General features: G+C 45.2%; 21 protein-coding genes. 11 read left to right on the top strand and 10 right to left on the bottom strand.

Features of this window, described 5'->3' with window-relative positions:
• The 6 genes from HOO90_RS02125 to HOO90_RS02150 form a co-directional block, all read left to right on the top strand.
• Nucleotides 1–374: tyrosine-type recombinase/integrase (locus tag HOO90_RS02125; protein WP_292838994.1), on the top strand; the 374-nt coding region annotated here is incomplete at its 5' end.
• A 342-nt stretch (nt 375–716) separates the two neighbouring features.
• A complete protein-coding gene (locus HOO90_RS02130; protein WP_292838996.1) occupies nt 717–857 on the top strand; it encodes a hypothetical protein in 141 nt (46 codons plus the stop codon).
• 189 nt (nt 858–1,046) lie between these two features.
• The gene (gene ilvD, locus HOO90_RS02135; RefSeq protein ID WP_292838998.1) at nt 1,047–2,897 is read left to right on the top strand and encodes a dihydroxy-acid dehydratase; all 1,851 of its coding nucleotides are present in this window, start codon (nt 1,047–1,049) and stop codon (nt 2,895–2,897) included.
• A 36-nt stretch (nt 2,898–2,933) separates the two neighbouring features.
• The gene (locus HOO90_RS02140; RefSeq protein ID WP_292839000.1) at nt 2,934–3,878 is read left to right on the top strand and encodes a D-hexose-6-phosphate mutarotase; all 945 of its coding nucleotides are present in this window, start codon (nt 2,934–2,936) and stop codon (nt 3,876–3,878) included.
• Nucleotides 3,878–5,896 carry a thioredoxin domain-containing protein gene (locus HOO90_RS02145; protein WP_292839002.1) on the top strand — a complete coding sequence of 673 codons (2,019 nt, stop codon included), beginning with the start codon at nt 3,878–3,880 and terminating at the stop codon, nt 5,894–5,896. Before HOO90_RS02140 ends, HOO90_RS02145 begins: the two co-directional genes overlap by 1 nt.
• A 119-nt stretch (nt 5,897–6,015) precedes the next feature.
• Nucleotides 6,016–6,342, top strand: coding sequence for a c-type cytochrome (locus HOO90_RS02150; RefSeq protein WP_292839004.1), 327 nt, complete (start codon nt 6,016–6,018; stop codon nt 6,340–6,342).
• Between the two features lie 84 nt (nt 6,343–6,426).
• Here HOO90_RS02150 and HOO90_RS02155 read toward each other — a convergent pair whose 3' ends face one another.
• The 7 genes from HOO90_RS02155 to dusB all read right to left on the bottom strand — a co-directional run bounded on the left by HOO90_RS02155 (nt 6,427) and on the right by dusB (nt 14,418).
• Nucleotides 6,427–7,824, bottom strand: a complete 1,398-nt coding sequence (locus tag HOO90_RS02155) for an amino acid permease (protein ID WP_292839006.1) — start codon at nt 7,822–7,824, stop codon at nt 6,427–6,429.
• 82 nt (nt 7,825–7,906) lie between these two features.
• Nucleotides 7,907–9,214: a M18 family aminopeptidase gene (locus HOO90_RS02160; RefSeq protein ID WP_292839008.1), complete on the bottom strand. Its 1,308-nt coding sequence runs from the start codon at nt 9,212–9,214 to the stop codon at nt 7,907–7,909.
• A 13-nt stretch (nt 9,215–9,227) separates the two neighbouring features.
• The gene (hemF, locus tag HOO90_RS02165; RefSeq protein ID WP_292839010.1) at nt 9,228–10,139 is read right to left on the bottom strand and encodes an oxygen-dependent coproporphyrinogen oxidase; all 912 of its coding nucleotides are present in this window, start codon (nt 10,137–10,139) and stop codon (nt 9,228–9,230) included.
• Between the two features lie 17 nt (nt 10,140–10,156).
• Nucleotides 10,157–11,425, bottom strand: coding sequence for a phosphoribosylamine--glycine ligase (gene purD / locus HOO90_RS02170; RefSeq protein WP_292839012.1), 1,269 nt, complete (start codon nt 11,423–11,425; stop codon nt 10,157–10,159).
• Nucleotides 11,426–11,440: 15 nt separating this feature from the next.
• Entirely contained in the window at nt 11,441–13,048 is a 1,608-nt protein-coding gene (gene purH / locus HOO90_RS02175) for a bifunctional phosphoribosylaminoimidazolecarboxamide formyltransferase/IMP cyclohydrolase (protein WP_292839014.1), read from the bottom strand.
• A gap of 99 nt (nt 13,049–13,147) precedes the next feature.
• Nucleotides 13,148–13,381, bottom strand: a complete 234-nt coding sequence (locus HOO90_RS02180; RefSeq protein WP_292839016.1) for a helix-turn-helix domain-containing protein — start codon at nt 13,379–13,381, stop codon at nt 13,148–13,150.
• Complete coding sequence (dusB, locus tag HOO90_RS02185; RefSeq protein WP_292839018.1) at nt 13,381–14,418, bottom strand: tRNA dihydrouridine synthase DusB; 1,038 nt, start codon at nt 14,416–14,418, stop codon at nt 13,381–13,383. The genes HOO90_RS02180 and dusB overlap by 1 nt, the downstream gene beginning before the upstream one ends.
• 277 nt (nt 14,419–14,695) lie before the next feature.
• On the opposite strand from dusB, the gene HOO90_RS02190 reads away from it, so the two are divergent.
• Entirely contained in the window at nt 14,696–15,994 is a 1,299-nt protein-coding gene (locus HOO90_RS02190; protein WP_292839020.1) for an MFS transporter, read from the top strand.
• Here HOO90_RS02190 and HOO90_RS02195 read toward each other — a convergent pair.
• Nucleotides 15,972–16,250, bottom strand: coding sequence for a YkgJ family cysteine cluster protein (locus HOO90_RS02195; protein ID WP_292839022.1), 279 nt, complete (start codon nt 16,248–16,250; stop codon nt 15,972–15,974). The two genes, HOO90_RS02190 and HOO90_RS02195, sit on opposite strands and share 23 nt — an antisense overlap.
• Entirely contained in the window at nt 16,251–16,991 is a 741-nt protein-coding gene (locus HOO90_RS02200; protein ID WP_292839024.1) for a molybdopterin-binding protein, read from the bottom strand.
• A 142-nt stretch (nt 16,992–17,133) separates the two neighbouring features.
• Between HOO90_RS02200 and HOO90_RS02205 the strand changes: the two genes are divergently transcribed.
• Entirely contained in the window at nt 17,134–18,306 is a 1,173-nt protein-coding gene (locus HOO90_RS02205) for a GGDEF domain-containing protein (protein ID WP_292839026.1), read from the top strand.
• A 32-nt stretch (nt 18,307–18,338) separates the two neighbouring features.
• Here the strand turns inward: HOO90_RS02205 and polA are convergent, their stop codons facing one another.
• On the bottom strand, nt 18,339–21,134 hold the full coding sequence (gene polA, locus HOO90_RS02210; RefSeq protein ID WP_292839028.1) for a DNA polymerase I: 2,796 nt from the start codon (nt 21,132–21,134) through the stop codon (nt 18,339–18,341).
• 168 nt (nt 21,135–21,302) lie between these two features.
• On the opposite strand from polA, the gene HOO90_RS02215 reads away from it, so the two are divergent.
• The 3 genes from HOO90_RS02215 to HOO90_RS02225 form a co-directional block, all read left to right on the top strand.
• The gene (locus tag HOO90_RS02215) at nt 21,303–22,031 is read left to right on the top strand and encodes a TIGR00730 family Rossman fold protein (RefSeq protein ID WP_292839030.1); all 729 of its coding nucleotides are present in this window, start codon (nt 21,303–21,305) and stop codon (nt 22,029–22,031) included.
• 98 nt (nt 22,032–22,129) lie between these two features.
• A complete protein-coding gene (locus HOO90_RS02220) occupies nt 22,130–22,510 on the top strand; it encodes a DUF2782 domain-containing protein (RefSeq protein ID WP_292839032.1) in 381 nt (126 codons plus the stop codon).
• A 98-nt stretch (nt 22,511–22,608) separates the two neighbouring features.
• Nucleotides 22,609–23,529 (top strand): homoserine kinase (locus HOO90_RS02225; protein ID WP_292839034.1); only part of this gene is annotated, 921 nt, incomplete at its 3' end.

Below are 23,529 nucleotides of genomic sequence, written 5' to 3' on the forward strand. Positions count from 1 at the left end.
TGCCGCAGGCTTTGGGGCTTAAGTATCCTTATGCGGAGCGAGATTGGGCGTGGCAGTACGTTTTTCCAAGTGGTAATTTATCGCAAGACCCGCGCAGCAAGGATGAGGCGGAGCCTGTCATGCGTCGTCATCATTTACAAGATCAGGCCATACAAAGAGCAATGCGTCAGGCTGTGGTGGATTCAGCCATTACAAAACCAGCGACACCGCATACTTTACGCCACAGCTTTGCCACGCACTTGCTGGAAGGCGGCTATGATATTCGCACAGTGCAAGAGTTGCTTGGGCATTCGGACGTTGCCACTACGATGATTTATACGCATGTGTTGAATAAAGGTGGGCGCGGGGTGAGTAGCCCGCTGGATGTGTTGTAAATCTGTCATTCCGCACTTGATGCGGAATCTGGAGATCCTGAAACAAGTTCAGGATGACAGCTCAGTGTGTTGAGTCGTCTCAAGATGTTGAGTAAAGTTAAAATGTGTTGAGTTGCAATATTCCAAGAGCTTGTGATTGCGGCGCTAGTGAGTAAAGAATGCTCGCCTAGTGAATAAAAAATGGTCGTTCTTGCGAGCCAAAAATGGCCACCCGAGTGTCATTCTGGCGAAGGTCAGAATCTATTTTTTCAAATAATCTTGGTGCTGGTTGTTGTTTAATTGTGTTTATTGATTTTGCAAAGATTGCATCATCATTCAGTAGTTAATTGAGTCAGCAATCCGGTGGCATTTCTCGCTGTCGGTTTATTTTTAGGTTTGAATGGTTACAAGTTGAAAGCAAGCCAAGCGGATGCGACATTGACCATGCTTGCCGTAGCCGCGGGCGATAATGGCGAAGCCACTTTCGCTGGCTGGATAAGGTGAAATTCAACGCCGTGATAGTTTTATTTTAAAGTGAATTTTAAGTGCGTTTTGTTTGAATTTGAAATAAAGGTTCGTTTTGCTGTTCAGAAAATCTCACCACAAAAGCAAATTTTTCTTTGGCTTGTTGGCGCTAGCTAGTCTAAAATTACACTTTAGTTATTGTTGATTAATTTACTACGGATTCCTATCATGCCAGTTTATCGTTCGCACACCACCACTCACGGCCGCAATATGGCAGGCGCCCGCGCTTTATGGCGCGCTACTGGTATGAAAGATGGCGATTTTGATAAGCCGATTATTGCGGTTTGCAACTCATTCACCCAGTTTGTGCCCGGTCATGTGCATTTAAAAGATTTAGGTCAGCTCGTTGCGCGTGAAATTGAGCGCGCAGGTGGCGTGGCAAAAGAGTTCAACACGATTGCGGTGGATGACGGTATCGCCATGGGCCATGGTGGCATGCTGTACAGCTTGCCTAGCCGCGATTTAATCGCCGACAGCGTGGAATACATGGTGAATGCTCACTGCGCCGATGCGATGGTTTGCATATCAAATTGCGACAAAATTACCCCAGGCATGCTGATGGCGGCGTTGCGTTTGAATATTCCCGTGGTGTTTGTTTCTGGCGGCCCAATGGAAGCGGGCAAAGTGAACTGGCAAGGTGAAGTGTTAAAACTTGACTTGGTTGATGCGATGGTAGCAGCGGCTGACAGCAAAGTCAGTGATGAAAAATCAGAAGCGATTGAGCGCTCGGCCTGCCCAACATGCGGTTCCTGTTCTGGCATGTTTACTGCAAACTCAATGAACTGCTTAACTGAAGCGCTTGGTTTAAGTTTGCCAGGCAATGGTTCTGCACTGGCAACGCATGGTGCGCGTAAAGAGTTGTTCTTAAAAGCAGGGCGTTTGATTGTTGAACTGGCAAAACGCCATTACGAGCAAGATGATTATTCCGTGTTGCCACGTAACATCGCAAATTTAAAAGCCTTTGAAAATGCCATGAGTTTAGATGTAGCCATGGGCGGTTCAACCAATACAGTATTGCATTTGTTGGCGGCAGCACATGAAGCGGAAGTAGATTTCACCATGAGTGATATTGATCACATTTCGCGCAAAGTGCCTTGCGTATGCAAAGTTGCGCCTGCGACACAAAAATACCACATGGAAGATGTACACCATGCAGGTGGCGTGATGGGTATTTTGGGCGAGCTAGACCGTGCGGGCGTGATTCATCGCGATACCCCCACTGTTCATAGCGCAACCTTAGGTGAGGCGCTCGATAAATGGGACATTAAAGTTACGCAAGACGAAGACGTAAAGAAATTTTATCGCGCGGCGCCGGGTGGCATTTCCACAACCATCGCGTTTAGTCAAAGCATGCTTTTTCCAACGTTAGACGATGACCGTGCCGAAGGTTGTATTCGGGATAAAGCACATGCTTATTCACAAGATGGTGGCTTGGCTGTGCTGTACGGCAATATTGCATTGGATGGTTGTATTGTTAAAACCGCAGGCGTGGATGACAGTATTCTTAAATTCACAGGCCGCGCAAGAATTTTTGAAAGCCAAGACGCTACAGTTGAGGCGATTCTTGCCGATAAGATAGTAGCAGGCGATGTTGTGGTAATTCGTTACGAAGGTCCACGTGGTGGCCCTGGTATGCAAGAAATGCTGTATCCAACGTCCTATTTGAAGTCTAAAGACTTGGGTAAAGTATGTGCCTTGCTAACCGATGGTCGTTTTTCAGGCGGCACCTCTGGTTTGAGTATAGGTCATGCTAGTCCAGAAGCGGCTGAAGGCGGCGCGATAGGCTTGGTGGAAGAGGGTGATACGATTGAAATTGATATTCCAAATCGTACGATACATTTAGCGATTAGTGATGAAGAAATGTCCCATCGCCGTGCAAAAATGGTAGCAAAAGGCAAAGACGCTTGGAAGCCAGTAAATCGCGTACGTGCGGTTTCACCTGCCTTGCGCGCCTATGCGGCTATGAGCACCAGTGCGGCTCGCGGTGCAGTGCGCGATGTCAGCCAGATTGAAAAGTAGACTAAATTAACCAGTTTAATAAAGACAATGAATAAAATGAACACAGAGACATTAGAGGCTACTCCGCTAGACGCGAGCCAACTTAAAACTGAAAAGCGTTTAAAGTTGCATGCTCACGTAGTTCAAACTAAAGATGAAAATGGTTTGCAATATCTAGAGGTTGATAACCCGCTGGCTACCGCGCGAATCGCGCTGCAAGGCGCACACATCATTAGCTGGCAGCCTAAATTTTTACAACAGCCAGTATTGTGGCTATCAAGCAACGCGCGCTTTGTAAAAGGCCGTTCGATACGTGGTGGTGTGCCAATCTGTTGGCCTTGGTTTGGCGCACATCCAACGGATAGTACGTTTTGTCCGCATGGATTTGCGCGCGTTATCCCTTGGCGCGTGATAGATATTGATGCTACGCCAACAGGTGCTACGCGTATTATGTTAGAAATGGTAGACACCCCAGAGGCGAAGCGTCAGTTATCGTATCCCTATGCGCTCACCGCTACTATTACAGTAGGACGTCGTTTACGTGTGGATTTAGCAACGACGAATAAAGCAGATCACCCATTTGTGATTAGCGAAGCATTTCATACCTATTTAAATATTAGTGATATTGCAAATGTGAAAATTACTGGCCTGCAAGATTGTGTGTACTCCGACAAGATGGTGAAATATGAGCGCCAAGTAGAACACAATCCACTGACGTTTGATGGCGAGTTTGATCGCGTGTTTATCAACCATAGTTCAGATTGTACGGTGCATGACACAGGTTATAACCGTTTGATTCATGTTTCTAAATCTGGGAGTGATACAACGGTAGTTTGGAGCCCAGGCCCAGAAAAATCTGCTCAAATGGCCGATATGGGAACGCCAGATGAGTGGCGTAAAATGGTCTGTGTAGAAACCACAAATGCATTGGATAACATGGTAGTGATTAACCCAGGCCGTACTCATGTGATTAGCGCGGAGTATGTTGTAGAAACACTTTAATGTCTAACGCATTAAAGCTAGAAACAAGTCCATATCTTCTGCAACACGCAGACAACCCCGTGGAATGGTACCCATGGGGTGAGCAAGCACTTACTTTAGCGCGCGAACAAAACAAGCCGATATTACTTTCCATTGGCTATTCAGCCTGTCATTGGTGCCACGTTATGGCGCATGAATCCTTTGAAGATGCTGAAGTTGCAGCAATTATGAATAAGCACTTCATCAATATCAAAGTGGATAGAGAAGAGCGCCCAGACATTGACCAAATCTACCAAACCGCGCACAGCATGCTTAGTAATAAAAGTGGCGGTTGGCCGCTAACGGTATTTTTAACGCCCAATCAACAGCCTTACTTTACAGGCACCTATTTTCCTAAAACCGCACATTATCAACTCCCTGGCTTTGCTGATTTAATTCCCCGTGTTGCGGCGTATTACCATGAACGTAAAGCCGACGTTGCCTTACAAACCAAGCAATTGGCAGAGGCACTGGCTCGTAACATTCCAGCCGGTAATTCGGTGGTGACGGCAGATGAAAAAACCATTAACTTGGCTTTTGAACAATTAAAAGCAAGCTTTGATTTTGAACATGGCGGTTTTGGCACTGCGCCCAAGTTCCCTAATCCAGCCGACATTGCGCTATTGTTGCATCAAGCTAAAATTGGTAATCAACAGGCTGCAGCAATGGCCTTACAAATGCTCTCTGCCATGGCTGAGGGTGGCATTTATGACCAAATCGGTGGTGGATTTTGTCGATACTCGGTCGATGAACGCTGGAATATTCCACATTTTGAAAAAATGCTGTATGACAATGGGCAATTACTTTGCCTTTACACCGATGGCTGGCAATTAAGCAAAGACGCTAAACAGAAAACGCAATATGCCCGAGTGGTTGAAGAAACCATCGCTTGGTTGATTTGCGAAATGCGTGACACAAGTGGTGCATTTTATTCATCTCAAGATGCAGATTCACTAGATGAACATGGGCATTTGGAAGAAGGTGCGTTTTACGTGTGGCGGCCGGCAGAAATAAAATCACTGCTTACGCCAGAAGAGTTTGTAGTCGTGAGTCGTTGTTTTGGCTTCGATCGTGCTCCAAATTTTGAGGGAAAAGCATGGCACTCTTACTTGGCAAACGCCGCAGAAAATGATGAGTACGTAGCACTTAACAATGCCCGCACTAAATTATTTGAGGCGCGTGAAAAACGCCACCGTCCAACACGTGACGATAAGATATTAACGAGTTGGAATGCGCTGACAATTAAAGGGTTAGCGCGTGCAGGTCGAGTCCTCAATCGACCAGACTGGATTGAGTTTGCGCATCATGCTGTGGATTTTATTCGTAATAAAATGTGGGTAAATGGCCAATTACTCGCCACAAGTAAAGATGGCAAGGCCCACTTAAATGCCTACTTAGATGATTATGCTTTTTTGCTAGATGCGCTTCTGGAGTTGTTGCAAGCCGATTATCGAAGCGTTGATATGCAGTTTGCGAAAGAAATTGCAGAAGCCTTATTAGAAGATTTTGAAGCGGAAAGCGGCGGGTTTTACTTTACTTCACATCAGCACGAGCAACTGATTCACCGCCCAAAGCAATTTTACGATAATGCTACACCCAGTGGCAACGGCGTTGCCGCGCATGCATTGCAACGGTTAGGGCATATTCTAGGTGAGTCACGCTACCTACAAAAAGCCGAAGCTGCCTTGCGCGCATTTGACACAAGCATTAAGCGTAACCCAGCAGCTTGCGCTACTTTATGCCGTGCGCTTTATGAATACTTGACGCCACCAACTCTGGTGATTCTTAGAGGCGATAAAGAAAAATTGCAAGATTGGCGGCATGAAATCAATCAGTATTATTATCCACATCATTTGTTTTTCTATTTGGATGAAACGGTAAGTGACTTACCAATAACTTTACAGAGAAATTTTATGCATGCTGTCAACGCGTGGGTATGTAAGGGCGTTGTTTGCTCACAGAGTGTTGATGACCTTGCAAGTTTGATTGGTCAAATTTAATTTACAAGTTTTATTAAATAAATTGACTAGCCTCACTTGTTAAAATTGAAATTATAGGTATCATACCTCGTTGCAAAAAATGCAAAACAAATTATTAAGTGTAAATTCAAGGAGATAGCATGAAAGCATTATTGTTAGCAATCGCAGCTACTGGTTCATTGTTAGTTGCAGGTCAAGCGGGTGCTGTAGACGCGGCAGCGGCAAAAGCATTAGCACAAAAAAGCGGCTGTTTAGCATGTCATACAGTAGAAGCTAAAGTATTAGGCCCATCTTACAAAGATGTTGCAGCTAAATACAAAGGCGACAAAACTGCTGAAGCTAAATTGGTTGAAAAAGTTAAAAAAGGTGGTAGTGGTGTATGGGGTCCTATGCCTATGCCAGCAAATAGCCCACAAGTTAAAGATGAAGACATCAAAACAATCGTACAATGGATTTTAAGCCTTTAATCTAAGGGGTTAATCGCTAAAAAGAAAAAGCCAGCTCAAAAAGCTGGCTTTTTTATTGCACTTTGGAATTAGAGTCTGAAGTATTTATTTATTCAATTTACTATGATGCATAGAATAGACAAAGTAAATAACTACTCCAACCAAAATCCAAATTCCGAATCGCATCCAAGTCACGGCGGGTAGAAATGTCATAAGTGCCCCGCATGATAATATCCCTAGTACAGGAATTAATGGATTCCATGGATTCTTAAACGGACGTTTAAGGAGTGGTTGTCGTTTGCGTAAAACAATGACGCCTACGCATACCATAATGAAGCTTGCCAATGTGCCAATGTTAACTGTCTCCGCTAATTCACCAAGCGGGATAAATCCAGCAACAATAGAAACCACTGCACCACACATTAAAATGATTTTTGTTGGAGTTTGGCGATCAGGATTCACTTGCGAAAATATTGGTGAAATCAGTCCATCACGACTCATCGCAAAAAGTATGCGAGTTAGGCCGTAAAGTAAAACTAAGAGTACTGTAATGAGACCAGCCAATACGCCAGTGGCGACCAAGGTGGATGCCCATGTGTAACCAATTTTAGTTAAGGCGAATGCTACTGGTGATGAAACGTTTAGTTCTGTATAAGGAACAATGCCAGTTAGTAAGGCCGATACGATGATATAGATTACTGTACAGAATGATAAAGATGCAATGAGGCCAATCGGTAAGTCACGTTGTGGATTTTTTGCTTCTTCAGCAGCCGTTGAGACTGCATCAAATCCAAAGTAGGCAAAAAATACGAGAGATGCTCCAGCCAATACCCCAATATTTTTACCATTTTCCAATGTGCTGAACCAGCCAAAAGGCATAAATGGCTGCCAGTTTTCAGTGTTAAGATGTAGCGATGCTAATGCGATGAAAATAGCGATGGTAGTGAGTTTAATGGCGACAATTATGTTGTTGAATCGAGCACTTTCTTTAACACCGACCATCAATAAAATAGTCAATACCCAAATAATTCCAAAGGCAGGTAGATTGATCAGGCCGCCCATTATTGGGGCTTTAGTTAATGCTTCAGGCATTTGAAGATTAAAGTTACCGAGTGTATTGACAAAATATCCTGCCCAACCATTTGCCACTGCAGCAGCGCCTACACCGTACTCAAGCAATAATATCCAGCCCATCACCCAGGCAATAAACTCGCCAAAAGCAACGTAACTATACCCATAAGCGCTACCTGACCCGCCAACCGATGCAGCGAGCTCAGCATAAGAAAGAGCAGCAAAAGCTGATGCAATTCCTGCAATAATAAATGACAGCACAACGGCTGGACCAGATTGCGTTGCGGCAGCAATTCCTGTGAGCACGAATATTCCTGTACCAATAGCACAACCAATTCCTAGTAGTGCAAGATCAAATGCTGTAAGACATTTTTTTAAGCCGCTATTTGAATGATCAACAATCGATTTAGTCCGAAGAAGCTTTCTGTGCATAGGGTGTCTCATTAATATTTTGCGAATTTGTAGGGATATACTAACGAATTAATTTCGTTAGTGCTAATTATAAATAGAGTTATTAGTGTTTAAAAAACTCTTTTAGTACAGTAATCAAATAGCCGTGGTCTAACACGCCAGCACTTTCGCGTATACTGTGCATTGCCCACATAGGGCTGCCAATATCAACACTCGCTACCCCAAGTTGGGCAGCTAATATCGGGCCAATTGTGCTGCCACAGCCTAAATCGGTGCGATGTGCGTATTGCTGGTAGGGCACATCTGCGCTTTTACAGAGCTGAATAAAACGCGCGGCAGTGTCCGCATTGGTGCTATAGCGTTGATTTGCGTTGGTTTTAATTACGGGTCCTTGGTTTACCAAGGCGTGGTGGCAGGGTTCATAGCTACTAGCATGGTTGGGGTGGTAGGCATGCGCCATGTCTGCGCTAATAAAAAAGCTATTGGAGAGTGAGCGTAGACGGTCTTCTGCGCTAGTATTGGTAGAGGCGCAAATGCGTGTAATGACATCGTTCATAAAACTTCCGCTTGCGCCAGTTGCACTTTCACTGCCAACTTCTTCATGGTCAAACAAAGCGCAAATATTGGTGCTATCAGGCTTCTTATTATTCAATAATGCGCTAATCGCGGCATGGCACGATGCGAGGTTGTCCAATTGACTATTGGCAATAAACTCTTCATTCAAGCCCCAAAAACTCCCTTTTTGCGTGTCATAAACACTTAAATCCCACGTGATAATGTCCGCAGCTTCTACTTGTAACTGCGTTGCAAGCGCGTCGGTGAGTTGTGTTTGTGCCTCATCAGAGTCTGCAGCGAAACCAAAAATCAATGGTAAGCCAGTTTGTTTGTTAAGCACCAAGCCTTTGTCATTGACTTCACGATTCATGTGAATGGCAAGATTGGGTAAGCGGACAATGGAATTGTAAAATTGCACATGACGCGCCACGTATGATTCACCATCGCGCACCATCACACGCCCGGCAAGGCTTAGGTCGCGGTCGGTAAACGTAGCTAAAATAGGGCCGCCGTATACTTCAACCCCAAGTTGGGCAATACCTTGGCTGCTAAATGCCGCTTTAGGTTTTAAGCGTAGGCCAGGTGAATCGGTATGAGCGCCGACAATCCGAAAACCAGTTTCTGCTAATGTATGCTTGCCAGTGACGAATGCAATAATAGAAGCGCCATCTCGCACCACGTAATAACGGCTACTCTTTTTAAACTGCCAGGGTTGATTTTCTATTAGCGGTTTAAAACCATTGTCTTGTAATAGTTTCGCAACGCTATCAACCGCATGCCAAGGGCTTGGGCTGGCATCAATAAAATTGAGTAAATCTTGGGACTGGGCTTTAATTTCTTTAGAAATTGTTGTCATGGAACATCATCAATTAAGTGATTGAAAGCCAGTTTTTATCGATTAAAAAGTCTGTATATAGCTTAGCTTCTGCACTGCCTGCTTCTGGTTTCCAATCATATCGCCATTTCACGATAGGTGGCATAGAAAGCAGAATTGACTCAGTGCGTCCATTTGATTGTAAGCCGAAAATTGTGCCACGGTCATAAACTAAATTGAACTCGACATAGCGTCCACGGCGATAGGCTTGGAAGTCGCGCTCACGTTCACCGTAGGGTGTGTCTTTGCGGCGCTGCACAATGGGTAAGTAGGCCTGCAAGAAAGCATCACCTACCGCTCGATGAAAATCAAATGTACGCTCAAAACCGAGTTCGTTAAAGTCATCATAAAAAATTCCGCCGATGCCACGCGGTTCTTTACGGTGTTTTAAGTAGAAGTATTCATCACATTCTTTTTTGAATCTTGGATAGTAACTCGTATCAAAAGCATCTAGTGCCGTTTTGTTGGTGCGATGAAAGTGCTCAGCATCTTCTTCAAAGCCGTAATACGGCGTTAAATCCATGCCGCCACCAAACCACCAAATATCCTGCTCAGACTCATTTTGCGCTTTAGCAATAAAAAAGCGCACATTCATGTGTACGGTTGGTATGTATGGATTGCGTGGATGAAATACTAAGGATACGCCCATGGCTTCCCAAGGCCGTCCAGCTGCTTCAGGGTGCGCTACACTGGCAGCAGGCGGTAATTTGTTTCCCAATACGTGTGAGAAACCAACGCCAGCACGTTCAAATACGTTGCCTTCTTCTAGCAAGCACGAGTTACCTCCACCCCCTTCAGGTCGTTGCCAGCTATCTTGCAGAAAATTCTTGCCATCAACGAGCTCGATAGCCTCAACAATTTTTGCTTGTAGATTTTGTAGGTAACTAAATACGTCTTGGGTGTTCATAATTAACCTTTTGCAGATTAGCCTTTTACGGCACGAAATCCAATATCCTTGCGGTACTGCGCTCCATCAAACTGAATGTCTTCAATAATACGATACACGCGTTGTTGCGCAAATTTTACTGTTTCACCTAGTGCGGTAACACACAATACCCGGCCGCCACTGGTGAGGACTTGGTTGTCTTTTAGTACTGTTCCTGCATGAAATACGTGCGCATCTTCCAAGTTTTTAGGTAAACCGGATATTGCATCGCCTAACCGTGGCGTGTCTGGATAATTGGCTGAGGCCAAGACTACGCCAAGAGCCGTGCGTCTATCCCATTCAGCTTGTGCTTGATCAAGTTTTCCGTCTACCGCAAGTTCAGCAAGTGCTACAAAATCGGATTTTAAGCGCATCATAATCGGCTGTGTTTCAGGGTCGCCCATGCGGCAGTTGAATTCGAGTGTTTTCACGGCACCGTCGGGTGAAATCATCAAGCCTGCGTATAAAAAGCCCGTGTAGGGAATGCCGTCTTTTGCCATACCTTCCACTGTTGGGCGAATCACCTCACGCAAGGCCCGCGCGTGAATTTCTGGCGTAACGACAGGTGCCGGCGAATAAGCGCCCATGCCGCCTGTGTTAGGCCCTAAATCTTTATCTAGCAAACGTTTGTGATCTTGGCTGGTTGCCAGTGGCAGAATGTTTTTACCATCTACCATGACAATAAAACTGGCTTCTTCGCCCGTTAAAAACTCTTCAATTACCACGCGGGCGCCTGCGCTGCCTAATTTGTTGTCTGAAAGCATGGCATCAATGGCGGCGTGCGCTTCGTCATTTGACATTGCAACCACTACGCCTTTGCCCGCCGCTAAACCGTCAGCCTTAATTACAATCGGCGCACCTTGTTGATTTACATAATCATGGGCCAGTTTTGCCTCGGTAAACGTAGCATAAGCGGCCGTAGGAATCTTGTGCCGCACCATAAATGCTTTGGCAAAATCTTTTGAGGATTCCAGCTGCGCGGCCGCTTTCGTTGGGCCAAAAATTCTAAGCCCTGCCGCACGGAACGCATCAACAACGCCCTGAGATAGTGGCGCTTCAGGCCCCACAATGGTGAGATGTATCTGCTCTTTTTGGGCAAAGGCGAGTAAATCTGGCACGCTGGTAATCGGCACATTCAGCATGTCGGGGTTAAGTGCAGTGCCAGCATTGCCAGGCGCCACATACACGCGGCTGACTTTTTTATTTTGTGCAATTTTCCAAGCCAGCGCATGCTCACGCCCGCCACTGCCAATAACCATGACTTTCATATTATTTTATATACCTTAATGTCTAAAGTGACGTACGCCAGTGACTACCATCACCAAGCCATGCTCGTCCGCTGCAGCAATTACTTCTTCGTCGCGCATGCTGCCGCCTGGATGAATCACACAGCTAGCACCTGCGGCTGCCAGCGCATCAATACCATCACGGAACGGGAAGAACGCATCAGACGCAACCACAGAATTTTGCAAACTTAATCCTGCATTTTGCGCCTTAATAATGGCGATTCGAGTGCTGTCAATGCGGCTCATTTGTCCTGCGCCAACGCCAAGTGTCATTTCGTTACCGCAAAATACAATCGCGTTTGATTTCACATATTTTGCCACGCGCCAAGCAAATAGCATGTTGGTTAGTTGCTGTGGGCTTGGTTGTTTTTTGCTGATGACTTTTAAGTCAGATTGACTGATTTCATGATTATCAGCCGTTTGAATGAGCAAGCCAGAGCCTACGCGTTTGCTGTCATGAGCGTTGCGGCCTTGTTCCCAGGGGGTGTTGCCACTTTTAGGTAAATTAATTTTAAGCACGCGTACATTCGCTTTGGCTGCAAAAATTGCCAGTGCATCTGCTGTGTAATCAGGCGCAATCAATACTTCAACAAATTGTTTGCTTACAGCCTCAGCCGTCGCCTTATCAACGGTTGTGTTGAAAGCGATAATGCCGCCAAAAGCGCTACTTGGGTCAGTTTGAAAAGCTTTTGAATAGGCCTCTAAAGCTGAAGCACCAAGTGCTACGCCACAGGGGTTAGCGTGTTTTACAATGACGCAAGCTGTAGTGCTGAATGATTTAACCGCTTCCCAAGCGGCATCGCCATCGGCAATATTGTTAAAGCTTAATTCTTTACCCTGTAATTGTTGCGCAGTCACCAGTGAACCAGGTGCTGGGTATAAGTCGCGATAAAACGCTGCTTGCTGGTGTGGATTTTCGCCATAGCGTAAATCTTGCACTTTAATAAAATTAGTGTTGCTTTGCGCCGGAAATTGGTGAGAGACAGGCATATTGCTCGCCATGCTTGCCGCGTAATCAATCGCTGAGAGATAATTACTAATAGCAGCGTCGTATTGCGATACGCGATTGAATGCTGCAACAGATAAAGCAAATGTAGTTGCTTCAGCTAGTGCACCACCTGTACTTTGCAGCTCACTTACTACAGCTGCATACTGGCTCGCATCTGTTAACACAGCAACGTCTTTCCAGTTTTTAGCGGCAGAGCGCACCATGGCAGGGCCGCCAATGTCGATATTTTCGATGGCATCTTCAAGCGTGCAATTAGGCTTGGCCACAGTCGCTTCAAATGGGTAAAGATTAACGACCACCAAGTCGATATTTGGAATGTTCGCTACTTTCATTGCCGTAACGTGTTCAGGCAAGTCACGACGACCTAAAATACCGCCATGCACTTTTGGGTGTAGCGTTTTAACACGGCCATCAAGCATTTCCGTAAAGCCGGTGTAATCGCTCACCTCAATCACGGGAATTTGATTTTCGCGGAATAATTTTGCCGTGCCGCCCGTAGAGAGAATCTCTACATTTAGCTTAATTAAAGCTTGAGCTAATTCTAAAATGCCAGATTTGTCTGAAACGCTAATAAGCGCACGTCTAATGGTTGCCATAATTTATTTAAGTGAAAAGTCTAAAGGTTAAGAGGAAAAGTCAAAGCTCGTTTTGCTTGCATTTGACTTGCGTCATGCATAAATTTATTTTAAAAATTATTAGCTAATGTTGTATTGTTGAACTTTTTTTCGTAAGGTATTGCGATTTAAACCTAAAATTTCGGCGGCTTTACTTTGATTGCCACCTGCGTATTGCAGGGTATACTCTAGCAAGGGTTTTTCGATGCAACTCAATACCATGTCATATAGCGCGTGCGGTGGCTCGCCATCCAGATCTTTGAAGTATTGATCCAATGAAGCTTTAACACTGATAGCCAAGTCGCATTTATTCATCAGGCTGCCTCGAGTACTAAATGGTTTGTGGTTGAGTGGTCAGGCTCATCGTACTGCAGTCGATGATCACGACTTTGTAAATGTTCAAAAAATTCATCAATGGCCGACAACTGTAAGTCGATGGTTTGCAAAGTGTTCATGTTATGGCGAAAGTTTGCGGAATCTTTTAAGCCTTTGGTGTACCAAGAAATATGCTTGCGCGCCATGCGCATGCCAGTCAGTTCGCCATAGAAATCATATAAATCATGCAGATGCGCCAGCATTACTGAGCGAATTTCGGTTACTTCTGGTGCAGGTAAATGATCGCCAGTTTTGATGAAATGCTCAATCTCGCGGAAAATCCAAGGCCGACCTTGTGCCGCGCGGCCAATCATCACGGCATCTGCGCCTGTATAATCCAGCACGAATTTGGCTTTTTCAGGGGTGGTAATGTCGCCATTGGCAATTAGGGGTATTTTAATTGCTTGCTTTACGGCTGCAATCGTGTCGTATTCTGCATCACCTGTGTATAAGCAAGCGCGGGTGCGGCCATGCATGGCTAAAGCTTGCACGCCAATGTCTTCTGCCATTTTGGCAATTTGTACTGCGTTTCGATTGTTTTTATCCCAGCCGGTACGAATTTTTAAGGTGACAGGTACATCAACCGCATTCACTACGGCTCTTAGAATTTGTGCAACCAGCGGTTCATCTTTAAGTAAGGCAGAACCTGCCATCACATTACAGATTTTTTTAGCTGGGCAACCCATGTTGATGTCGATAATCTGTGCGCCGTTATCGACGTTGTGTCGGGCGGCTTCTGCCATCATTTTAGGGTCGGCACCAGCGATTTGCACGGAAATCGGGTCAACTTCACCTTGGTGATTAGCGCGGCGTAAGGTTTTTTCGCTACCGTAAAGTAATGAGTTGGAAGTTACCATTTCACTCACAGCTAAGCCAGCACCCATTTTTTTACATAATTGGCGAAAAGGTCTATCCGTGACGCCTGCCATAGGGGCGACGACTAGATTATTTTTTAAAATGTGTGAGCCGATTTGCATTTAGATTATTTTGTCTTCGCGAAAATTTCATTAACTTTGCTTTCAAATCTTCAATATTTGAAAGCTTGCCGCACTTTAGTGCAGTCCTGGCTTTTCAAATGTCTGTTCGCCTTATTTTCGTTTGCTAAAACTGTCTAAAAGATGGTTTTACTAGAACGCTAAGCGAACTGCCTATTTTATACGCAAATGAGGTGTCAGAAAACTTAAATTTTTAGAATGGCGCTAAGTTTGTATAATGTTGATGCAGATACACAACAAGCCATTTGAAAGCACTCCTTTGAGCAAGCAAACTACAGCCGCTAACACGCCTTCAACTACCCACATTGCTTTTGCCAGCTTTATAGGTACGGCGATTGAATTTTATGACTTTTACATTTATGCCATGGCGGTGGCTTTGGTCATTGGCCAAGTTTTTTTTCCAGCAAGTGATCCAGCCGCACAATCTTTGAACGCCTTCTTAACATTCGGCCTTGCTTTTATAGCACGTCCAGTAGGAGCTGTTGTTTTTGGTCATTTTGGCGATAAAATTGGGCGTAAGACAACGCTCGCCGCCTCTTTATTATTAATGGGTATTTCTACTTTATTCATAGGATTGCTACCAAGTTACGATGTGCTGGGCACTTGGGCGCCCTTTGCTCTGTGTATTTTGCGGTTTGGACAGGGTCTAGGACTTGGGGGTGAATGGGGCGGGGCAGCATTGTTGGCGACTGAGCATGCGCCAGCAGGTGAGCGCGCTTGGTTTGGCATGTTTCCGCAACTAGGCCCATCGGTAGGCTTTTTGTTTGCGACTTTAAGTTTTCTGGGTTTGGCCTTGTTTTTAACAGAGGAGCAATTTAAAACATGGGGTTGGCGCCTGCCGTTTATTGCCAGTGCTTTATTAGTTGCTGTGGGTTTATATGTGCGATTTAAGTTAATCGAAACACCTGCATTTGCCAAGGTTTTGGCTCAACAAGCTACGCACCCTGCGCCAATCAAACCCTTGCTGAAAAAGCACTATCGCCCTGTGTTGTTGGGTGCTTTGGCGATGGTGGTCTGTTACAACTTGTTTTATACTGCGACAGTTTTTTGCTTAAGTTACGGTACTAAAACGCTGCAAATTCCAAGAGTTGATTTTTTGCAAATGCTCTGTATTGCCGTGGTTTTTATGGCTTTAGCAACGCCATTATCGGCTAGATTAAGTGATCGATTCGGTCGTAAACCAGTATTATTAGTGAGTAGCTTTTTCGCAGTGCTGGCAGGTTTTAGCTTAAATCCATTACTTGCTAGCGGTTCGCTTATTTACATTACATTATTCCTAGCTATAGCCTTATTTTTAATGGGGGCAACGTTTGCGCCTATGGGTGCTTATTTGCCTGAGCAGTTTCCGGTCGCAGTGCGCTACACGGGCGCAGGTTTGGCTTATCAGTTAGGCGGTATTTTGGGGGCGTCCAGCGCGCCCTATGTTTCGCAAGTGCTAGTGCAGCAAGGCGGGCTTACATGGGTTGGTTATTACGTTTCCGCCATGGCAGCAGTGAGCTTTGTTGCCGTGTTAGGGATGCGTGAAACCAAACAGCTTAGCTTTGATACGGTCGAGTAAGTTGTTCTAATTGCGTTAGCCAAGCGATGGCATACGCACGCGGGTTTTCAATAGTGGCACTGCCGCACATTTCTTCGTTTGGTTTTAAGCTAGCGCAAAAAGCAGGGCGTTCTGGCTGGCCAAAAATCCTGCACTGATTATCTTCGTTAAGCTGGATACAGCGCATACCAGCAGGCTTGCCGTTTGGCATTCCGGGAATCGGGCTGTTGATGGACGGGGCGATACAGCATGCGCCACAATTGGGCCTACATTGCAATTACAGCTCCGTCCAAGGAAAACCAAGTGTGGTCACCGCTTGTTTAATGTCGCTTATTGCCGCGGCCACAATCTTGGCTTTGCCTTTTACACCCACTTCGGTTGTACGCTTGGCGTCCAATTTCGGTAGGCTAAAAAGTTTTACATCGGGATAATTAGCCAAAATTAGATTCATTGTGTCGATGAGTTTACTTTCGCCAGCTTCCATTACCAAGATAGATGCTTCAACGTAATCTAGCTTATGAAACAGATGTGTGTAATAGGTATCCAACACCCATTCAATCATGGGGTGAGCCATTTCAGGGAAGCCAGGCACAAAATAATGTTGGTGAATAGCAAAGCCTGCAACACGGTTGACGGGGTTGGGGATGAGCGATGCCCCTTTTGGAAAGTCGGCCATCAATACCCGTTTTGGATAGGCGCTTTCGCCATACTGCGCTTCAATTTCTGCTACTGCTCCTTCATGCCGTTCAATCGGCACACCAGCTGCATCTGCCGCACACTGCCGTGTGAAGTCATCGGGGGTGGCACCGATGCCGCCAAAGCTAAACACAACATCGCCCTGCGCTAGACTGGCTTTAAGGGATTGGGTGATTTGCTCTGGAATGTCGCCCAGATAATTCGCCCATGCAAGTTGTAAGCCACGTGTTTTCAAGGCCTGAATGACAAACGTTAAATGGGCGTCTTTTCGTTTGCCGGAAAGGATTTCATCGCCAATGATGTAAATACCGATGTTCTGCATATGTTTTATTCTATGGGTAAGCGGGTTGTTAATCCATTATTGCGAGATGGATAAAGTGGTTGAGGTAAACCACTACATACGACATAATGGAATCGATGCTAGCATAAAATCAATAATCAGTTCTATTAAAAAATAAGCACAAATGAACGATGCAACTAAAAAATATGCCATACACGCGGCGCAATTAAATCAATTATTAGGTTCCAATGCGCGCACATTGGTCGCCAGTACTAGCATGGTCATCATACTGGCTTACACGCAACGTGCGATTGTCGCCAATGAGGCGCTTTTTGCCTGGGTATTGGCATCGTTTGTGTTGAATTTCGTGCGTTTCTTCTTTGCCTTACATTGTTTGAAGCACCCAGTAAGCGACGCTGGAATCCTTAAAAATCGCCTAAATCAATTTCGGGTCGGAGTTATTTTAAGTAGTATATTGTGGGGCTCCATCAGCTTTTTCATGTTTAGTCCTGAACAGCTAGAACTTCAAATGTTTGTGATTTATATCTTAACTGGCTTGTCTGCAGGGGCGGTTATTTCATATTCGGTGGATATTATCTCTGCCATGTCTTACACCTTATTGTCACTTGTACCAATGCTGATAAGGTTATTTTGGTTTGGGGACGAGATTTTTATCGCCATGAGTGTTGCAGGCTTTTTGTATGTTGCCTACATGATTGCTAGCATACGCAACTTTAACCAGAATCAGATCGAGAATATTACTTTGCGTTTAGATGCGGCAACTCGCGAAAATGAAATTAAACAGCTCGCGTTTTTTGATTCGCTGACCAATCTACCCAATCGCCGTTTGTTAATAGACAGGCTCAGTCATGCCCTAGTGATGAGCACGCGCACCAACAAACGCGGGGCTTTGCTCTTCTTGGACTTAGACCATTTTAAAGTGCTCAATGACTCCTTGGGCCATGACATGGGCGATTTGTTACTCAAACAAGTTTCAGCGCGTTTGCTGGCGTGCGTGCGGGAGAGTGACACTGTGGCCCGTTTTGGCGGGGATGAGTTTGTGGTAATGTTAGAAGATTTAAGCGAAGACCACGCAGTCGCCTCCAGCCAAGTTTCGGCCATCAGCAAACAAATCATTACCAGTCTGAATCAGCCATACCAACTTAACTCTTTTGAATACATCAGCACCCCAAGCGTTGGCGTGGCGATGTTTGGCGAGCATGGACAATCGCACGATGAATTGCTAAAACATGCAGACATTGCCATGTATCAGGCTAAAAAGGCTGGTCGAAATGTGGTACGCCTGTTTGACTTTGAAATGCGTGAAGAGGCTAATAGTAATGCGCGCAGCGCTTAAGCCAGATAAAAGAAAATCAGTTATCGGATAAGCTAATGCGCACCTTCCCAATTACTACCAACCCCAACTTCAGCTAATAACGGTACATCTAACTTAGCGACATTTTGCATTAATTCTGGTAGTTTTTGTTTCACCAATTCCAGTTCACTATCTGGTACTTCAAGCACCAGTTCATCGTGAACCTGCATAATAAGTTTTGTGGCAAGTTTTTCATCTCTCAGCCATTTATCTACTGCAATCATCGCCAGTTTAATCAGGTCTGCCGCCGTGCCTTGCATGGGCGCGTTGATGGCGGCGCGTTCGGCGCCTGCTCTGCGCATGCCATTTGGGCTATTGATTTCTGGCACCCATAATCTGCGGCCGAAGTAAGTTTCTACGTAGCCTTTTTGTTTGGCGATTTCTCGGGTGTTTTGCATGTATTCGCGTACGCCTGGGTAGCGCGCAAAGTAGCGTTCAATATAGCTCGCTGCGGCACCGCGCTCAATGTTGAGGTTTTGCGCTAGGCCGAAGGCGCTCATGCCGTATATCAAGCCGAAGTTGATAACTTTGGCATAGCGGCGCTGTTCGCTATCTACATTTTCGCGTTCTACACCAAAAATCTCAGCGGCGGTATGGCGGTGAATATCTTCATTATTGGCAAAGGAAGCGAGCATGCCAGCATCCTTGGATAAATGCGCCATAATGCGTAGCTCGATTTGTGAATAGTCGGCAGAAACGATATGCGCGCCTTGCGGTGCAATAAACGCTTCACGAATACGGCGACCTTCGGCTGATCGTACTGGAATGTTCTGTAAATTTGGGTCTGAACTCGCCAATCTACCCGTAATTGCCACCGCTTGGTTGTAGCTGGTGTGCACGCGGCCAGTTTGCGCGTTAATCATTTTTGGCAATTTATCGGTGTAAGTGGATTTGAGTTTGGCTAAACCGCGATACTCCAGCAAAACTTTGGGTAGCGGGTGGTCTAAGGCTAGTTCTTGCAATACATCTTCATCGGTACTGGGCGCGCCAGAAGGTGTTTTTTTGGTCGGGTTAATGCCCAGTTTATCAAATAGAATTTCTTGCAGTTGCTTAGGTGAACCTAAGTTAAAAGGCTGCCCAGCCAGTTCATACGCTTGATTTTCCAAGGCTACTAACTTTGCGCCTATTTCATTGCTTTGAATATTCAGCATGTCGCGGTCTATCAGCACGCCATTGCGCTCGATGGTAAATAGCACTTGCGAACTTGGGATTTCAATTTGACTGTAAATAAAGTCTAACTTAGCATCTGTACTGATTTGTGGGTACATGGCTTCATGTAATTGCAAAGTAATGTCAGCATCTTCTGCTGCATATTCACTCGCCACTTCCACCGTGACTTGGTTAAAGCTAACTTGTTTTGCACCTTTGCCTGCTACTTCTTCAAACGAAATGGTTTGAATGCCTAAATGACGCTCAGCGAGCGCGTCCATGCCATGGGTTTTGTGCGATTCAAACACGTACGATTCCAGCATGGTGTCATGCGCAATGCCGTTGAGTGCAATACCGTGATTGGCTAAAACGTGTTGGTCGTATTTGAAGTTTTGCCCAACTTTTTTAATGGCTGGATTTTCTAAAATTGGTTTAATTTTTGCGAGGGTATCAGCAAAATTTAATTGTTCTGGCGCATCAAAATAATCATGTTTTAGCGGCAAGTAGGCCGCGTTACCTGCTTCTACGCTAAAAGACATACCCACGATTTTCGCGGTCATTGGGTCTAGCGAAGTGGTTTCTGTGTCAAAGCACATCAATCGGGAGGCTTGTAGTTTAGCCAGCCATTGATCTAATTGTTCATTGCTTAAAATAGTCTCGAACTTACGGCTAGTGTTTGCTTGATAAGGTTTTGGCGCAAATAAATCATCTGAAGTTCCTAGAACACCTGCGCTGGAAGGCGCATGGATATTGGCCTGCAGGGCAGTGCTTTTATCGACTTTTTGTACGCCATCAGTCATGTTTTCAAGCTCACGACGCCAGCTCTTAAACTCAAAGCGGTCGAATAATTCAGCCAATTTGGCTTTGTCGATGGCTTGCGGTGCGAGGTCGCTTAAACTCTCTTGAATGCCCACATCGCAACGAATGGTGATGAGCTGGCGTGCAGTCGGCAACCAGTCGAGCGCAACACGTAAATTTTCACCGACTTTGCCTGTTATTTTGTCTGCGTTGGCGACGATGTTGTCTAGCGAACCATACTCAGTGAGCCATTTCACGGCAGTTTTTGGCCCAACTTTATCCACACCAGGCACGTTGTCTGAGGTGTCACCAACCAAGACTAAATAATCGATGATTAAGCTTGGCGGAATGCCGAATTTCCGTTCAACGCCTGCAATGTCCAGCACGTCATCGACGCGTCTAAAAGCGTCGCGCATAGTGTTTACCACCGTGATGTGTTCATTGACCAGTTGTGTAATGTCTTTATCGCCAGTAGAAATAATGGTCTTAATGCCTTCGCGTTCGGCCTGTTTGGCTAGCGCGCCAATCACATCATCGGCCTCAACGCCCGATTCCACAATCAGCGGCCAGCCCATGGCCTTAATGGCTTCATGTAAGGGTTCTATTTGCGCGCGTAAATCATCTGGCATGCTGGCGCGATTGGCTTTATATTCTGGGTAAATGTCATCGCGAAATGTTTTGCCTTTTGCATCAAAAACGCAGGCGCTATAATCGCTCGGGTAATCTTTGTGTAAACGGCGCAACATATTAAGCACGCCTTGTATGGCACCAGTGGGTTCATTTTGACTATTTCGCAAGTCAGGCATGGCGTGAAAAGCACGATACAGGTAAGATGAACCATCCACTAATAACAAAGTTTTCATATAAAAATCCAAAGGTTGTCGTGATGCGTTGTTGCGCTATATTTTTATTAGATGCTTTAAAGCCGTTTGCATAATAAACCATATGTGGCACGTCTTAAAAAAGTTTTGCGCCTAGCCTCACTTAAACCTATGAATTTTTAAAGTAAAATTAAAGCTAAGGAGGCGAATATGACGATTACAAAAAAAGTGCCAAAAACTACCAATTATGATGCGCAGGGCCAACATCAATCGGGCCATGAATCCTGGCATGCATTCGAGATTATGTCAGAATTTGTCGATGCGACGGAACGCCTGAAAGAAATTACCCCTGCGGTGTCGATTTTTGGCAGTGCACGTACCGCTGTTGATCATCCCTATTACAAGCTGACAGAAGACATCGCGCGATTACTCAGTGATGCTGGTTTTAGTGTTATTTCTGGTGGCGGGCCAGGCATTATGGAGGCGGCTAATAAAGGCGCGTTCCCAGGGAAATCACCCAGTATTGGCCTCAATATTGAGTTGCCCCATGAGCAAACGCGCAATCCGTATCAAGATGTGAGCCAAAACTTTAAACATTTTTTTATGCGTAAAGTCATGTTTGTTAAATATGCCAGCGCTTATGTGGTGATGCCAGGTGGCTTTGGCACGCTGGATGAGGTGATGGAAGCGATTACGCTTGTGCAAACGGGTAAAACCCTGAAAATACCAATTATTTTAGTCTGTGAGCCATTTTGGCGCGGGTTGCTCGATTGGATAAAAACGACTTTGGTTAATGAAAAAATGATTTCGGAAGAGGATTTGGATTTAATTCAAGTGATTGATGAACCCGCACAGATTGTGGAAGCCATATTTAAGCACTACGAAGCGCGTGGCTTCAAATTATCGGCGGCTGAAGAGCGTGTACAGTTGTATCTATAAATCTAGCTTTATTTATAGAAATGCGGTTTATTAGCGCGTAATTTGTTAAAATAATCCGTAAAACAAATTTAACCAAATTTAGAAATCAGGTGTCAGCTATGCATAAAATACATAAAAATTTAGCCTCCGTATTGTTGACGGTATTTACCGCGATTGCCATGCAATGGTCGTTAGTTGCTCTGGCTGAAACGCCAAAACCAATCCCTACGCCAGCAGATGCGCAGCCGTTGGAAGAAATTCCGCCACCACCTGCGCTCGGTGCAGAATCAAACCCAGACGAGCCGCAAATTACCATCGTGAAAAGGAAGGGCGAAACGATTGAGGAATACCGCGTTAACGGCCAACTCTATATGATGAAGGTAACGCCAGCACATGGCGTTCCTTATTATTTGCATAAAGAAGACCAAGAAGGTAGCTGGGTAAATATCGGCCCCAATCCGCCCTTAAGCATTCCAAAATGGACGATATTTAGGTTTTAGGATGACCTTGGTATGACAATGAAGAGGGTGTATGCCCTCTTTATTTATTTAATTCTTCAATTCATCATCGCTTTTTAAATTTTTCTACCGCCTAATTTATGTCAGTATTCACCTCCGTTAGTTTTCAGCAATTAAAAACTTGGCTTCAAGACTATGCCATTGGTGAACTGGTTGAATTAAAAGGGATTTCCTCGGGTATTACCAACACGAATTATTTTGTTACTACGCAACAGTATGATGGAAATCAAAATAAGTTTGTGCTGACCTTGTTTGAACACAATACGCTTGATGAACTGCCTTATTTTATTGACCTCATGAGCTATTTGGCGGCTCACGGCATTCCATGCCCGCGACCCATAACGGATAAAAATGGCCTAAGTTTACATCCGTTAAATGGTAAACCTGCTGTACTAATCAGTTGCTTAACGGGTCGTGATATTGAAGTGCCAAACTTGGCTCAGTGTGCTGCTGTAGGTGCTGTGCTGGCACAAATGCACCTGGCTGGACAATCTTTTGAAGCGCAATTTCCACAGCATAAGAGCCATAATTCACGCGGTGTGGCGTGGCGAAATAGGACAGCTGCACAAGTTTCGCCGCACTTGCCAGCCGAAGAACAACAGCTTTTGAAAGAAGCCTTGGCATTTCAGGCTACGTTGGATGTTAGCCACTTGCCTTTAGGGGTAACGCATGCGGATTTGTTTCGCGATAATGTGTTGTTTGATGGCGATGAAATCGGTGGATTGATTGATTTTTACTATGCTTGCCACGATGTACTTGCTTATGATTTGGCGATTACCGTTAATGACTGGTGCGTTAATGCAGATGGCAGTTTAGATACCCTAAGATTAAATGCCATGCTATCAGCCTACCAAGCGGTGAGGCCTTTTACCCAAGCCGAGCAAGCGGCTTGGCCAAGCATGTTGCGTATTGCCGCCTTGCGTTTTTGGTTGTCACGACTTTATGACAAAATTTACCCGCAAGACGGTGAATTAACACATGCCAAAGACCCCGATCATTTT

This window comes from Methylotenera sp. (genome assembly GCF_013141425.1).
Lineage (GTDB): Bacteria > Pseudomonadota > Gammaproteobacteria > Burkholderiales > Methylophilaceae > Methylotenera.

Coding starts and splice junctions, on each gene's coding strand:
- ilvD (WP_292838998.1), top strand. CDS start 1,047: ATGCCAGTTTATCGTTCGCACACCACCACTCACGGCCGCAATATGGCA.
- HOO90_RS02140 (WP_292839000.1), top strand. CDS start 2,934: ATGAACACAGAGACATTAGAGGCTACTCCGCTAGACGCGAGCCAACTT.
- HOO90_RS02145 (WP_292839002.1), top strand. CDS start 3,878: ATGTCTAACGCATTAAAGCTAGAAACAAGTCCATATCTTCTGCAACAC.
- HOO90_RS02150 (WP_292839004.1), top strand. CDS start 6,016: ATGAAAGCATTATTGTTAGCAATCGCAGCTACTGGTTCATTGTTAGTT.
- HOO90_RS02155 (WP_292839006.1), bottom strand. CDS start 7,824: ATGCACAGAAAGCTTCTTCGGACTAAATCGATTGTTGATCATTCAAAT.
- HOO90_RS02160 (WP_292839008.1), bottom strand. CDS start 9,214: ATGACAACAATTTCTAAAGAAATTAAAGCCCAGTCCCAAGATTTACTC.
- hemF (WP_292839010.1), bottom strand. CDS start 10,139: ATGAACACCCAAGACGTATTTAGTTACCTACAAAATCTACAAGCAAAA.
- purD (WP_292839012.1), bottom strand. CDS start 11,425: ATGAAAGTCATGGTTATTGGCAGTGGCGGGCGTGAGCATGCGCTGGCT.
- purH (WP_292839014.1), bottom strand. CDS start 13,048: ATGGCAACCATTAGACGTGCGCTTATTAGCGTTTCAGACAAATCTGGC.
- HOO90_RS02180 (WP_292839016.1), bottom strand. CDS start 13,381: ATGAATAAATGCGACTTGGCTATCAGTGTTAAAGCTTCATTGGATCAA.
- dusB (WP_292839018.1), bottom strand. CDS start 14,418: ATGCAAATCGGCTCACACATTTTAAAAAATAATCTAGTCGTCGCCCCT.
- HOO90_RS02200 (WP_292839024.1), bottom strand. CDS start 16,991: ATGCAGAACATCGGTATTTACATCATTGGCGATGAAATCCTTTCCGGC.
- HOO90_RS02205 (WP_292839026.1), top strand. CDS start 17,134: ATGAACGATGCAACTAAAAAATATGCCATACACGCGGCGCAATTAAAT.
- polA (WP_292839028.1), bottom strand. CDS start 21,134: ATGAAAACTTTGTTATTAGTGGATGGTTCATCTTACCTGTATCGTGCT.
- HOO90_RS02215 (WP_292839030.1), top strand. CDS start 21,303: ATGACGATTACAAAAAAAGTGCCAAAAACTACCAATTATGATGCGCAG.
- HOO90_RS02220 (WP_292839032.1), top strand. CDS start 22,130: ATGCATAAAATACATAAAAATTTAGCCTCCGTATTGTTGACGGTATTT.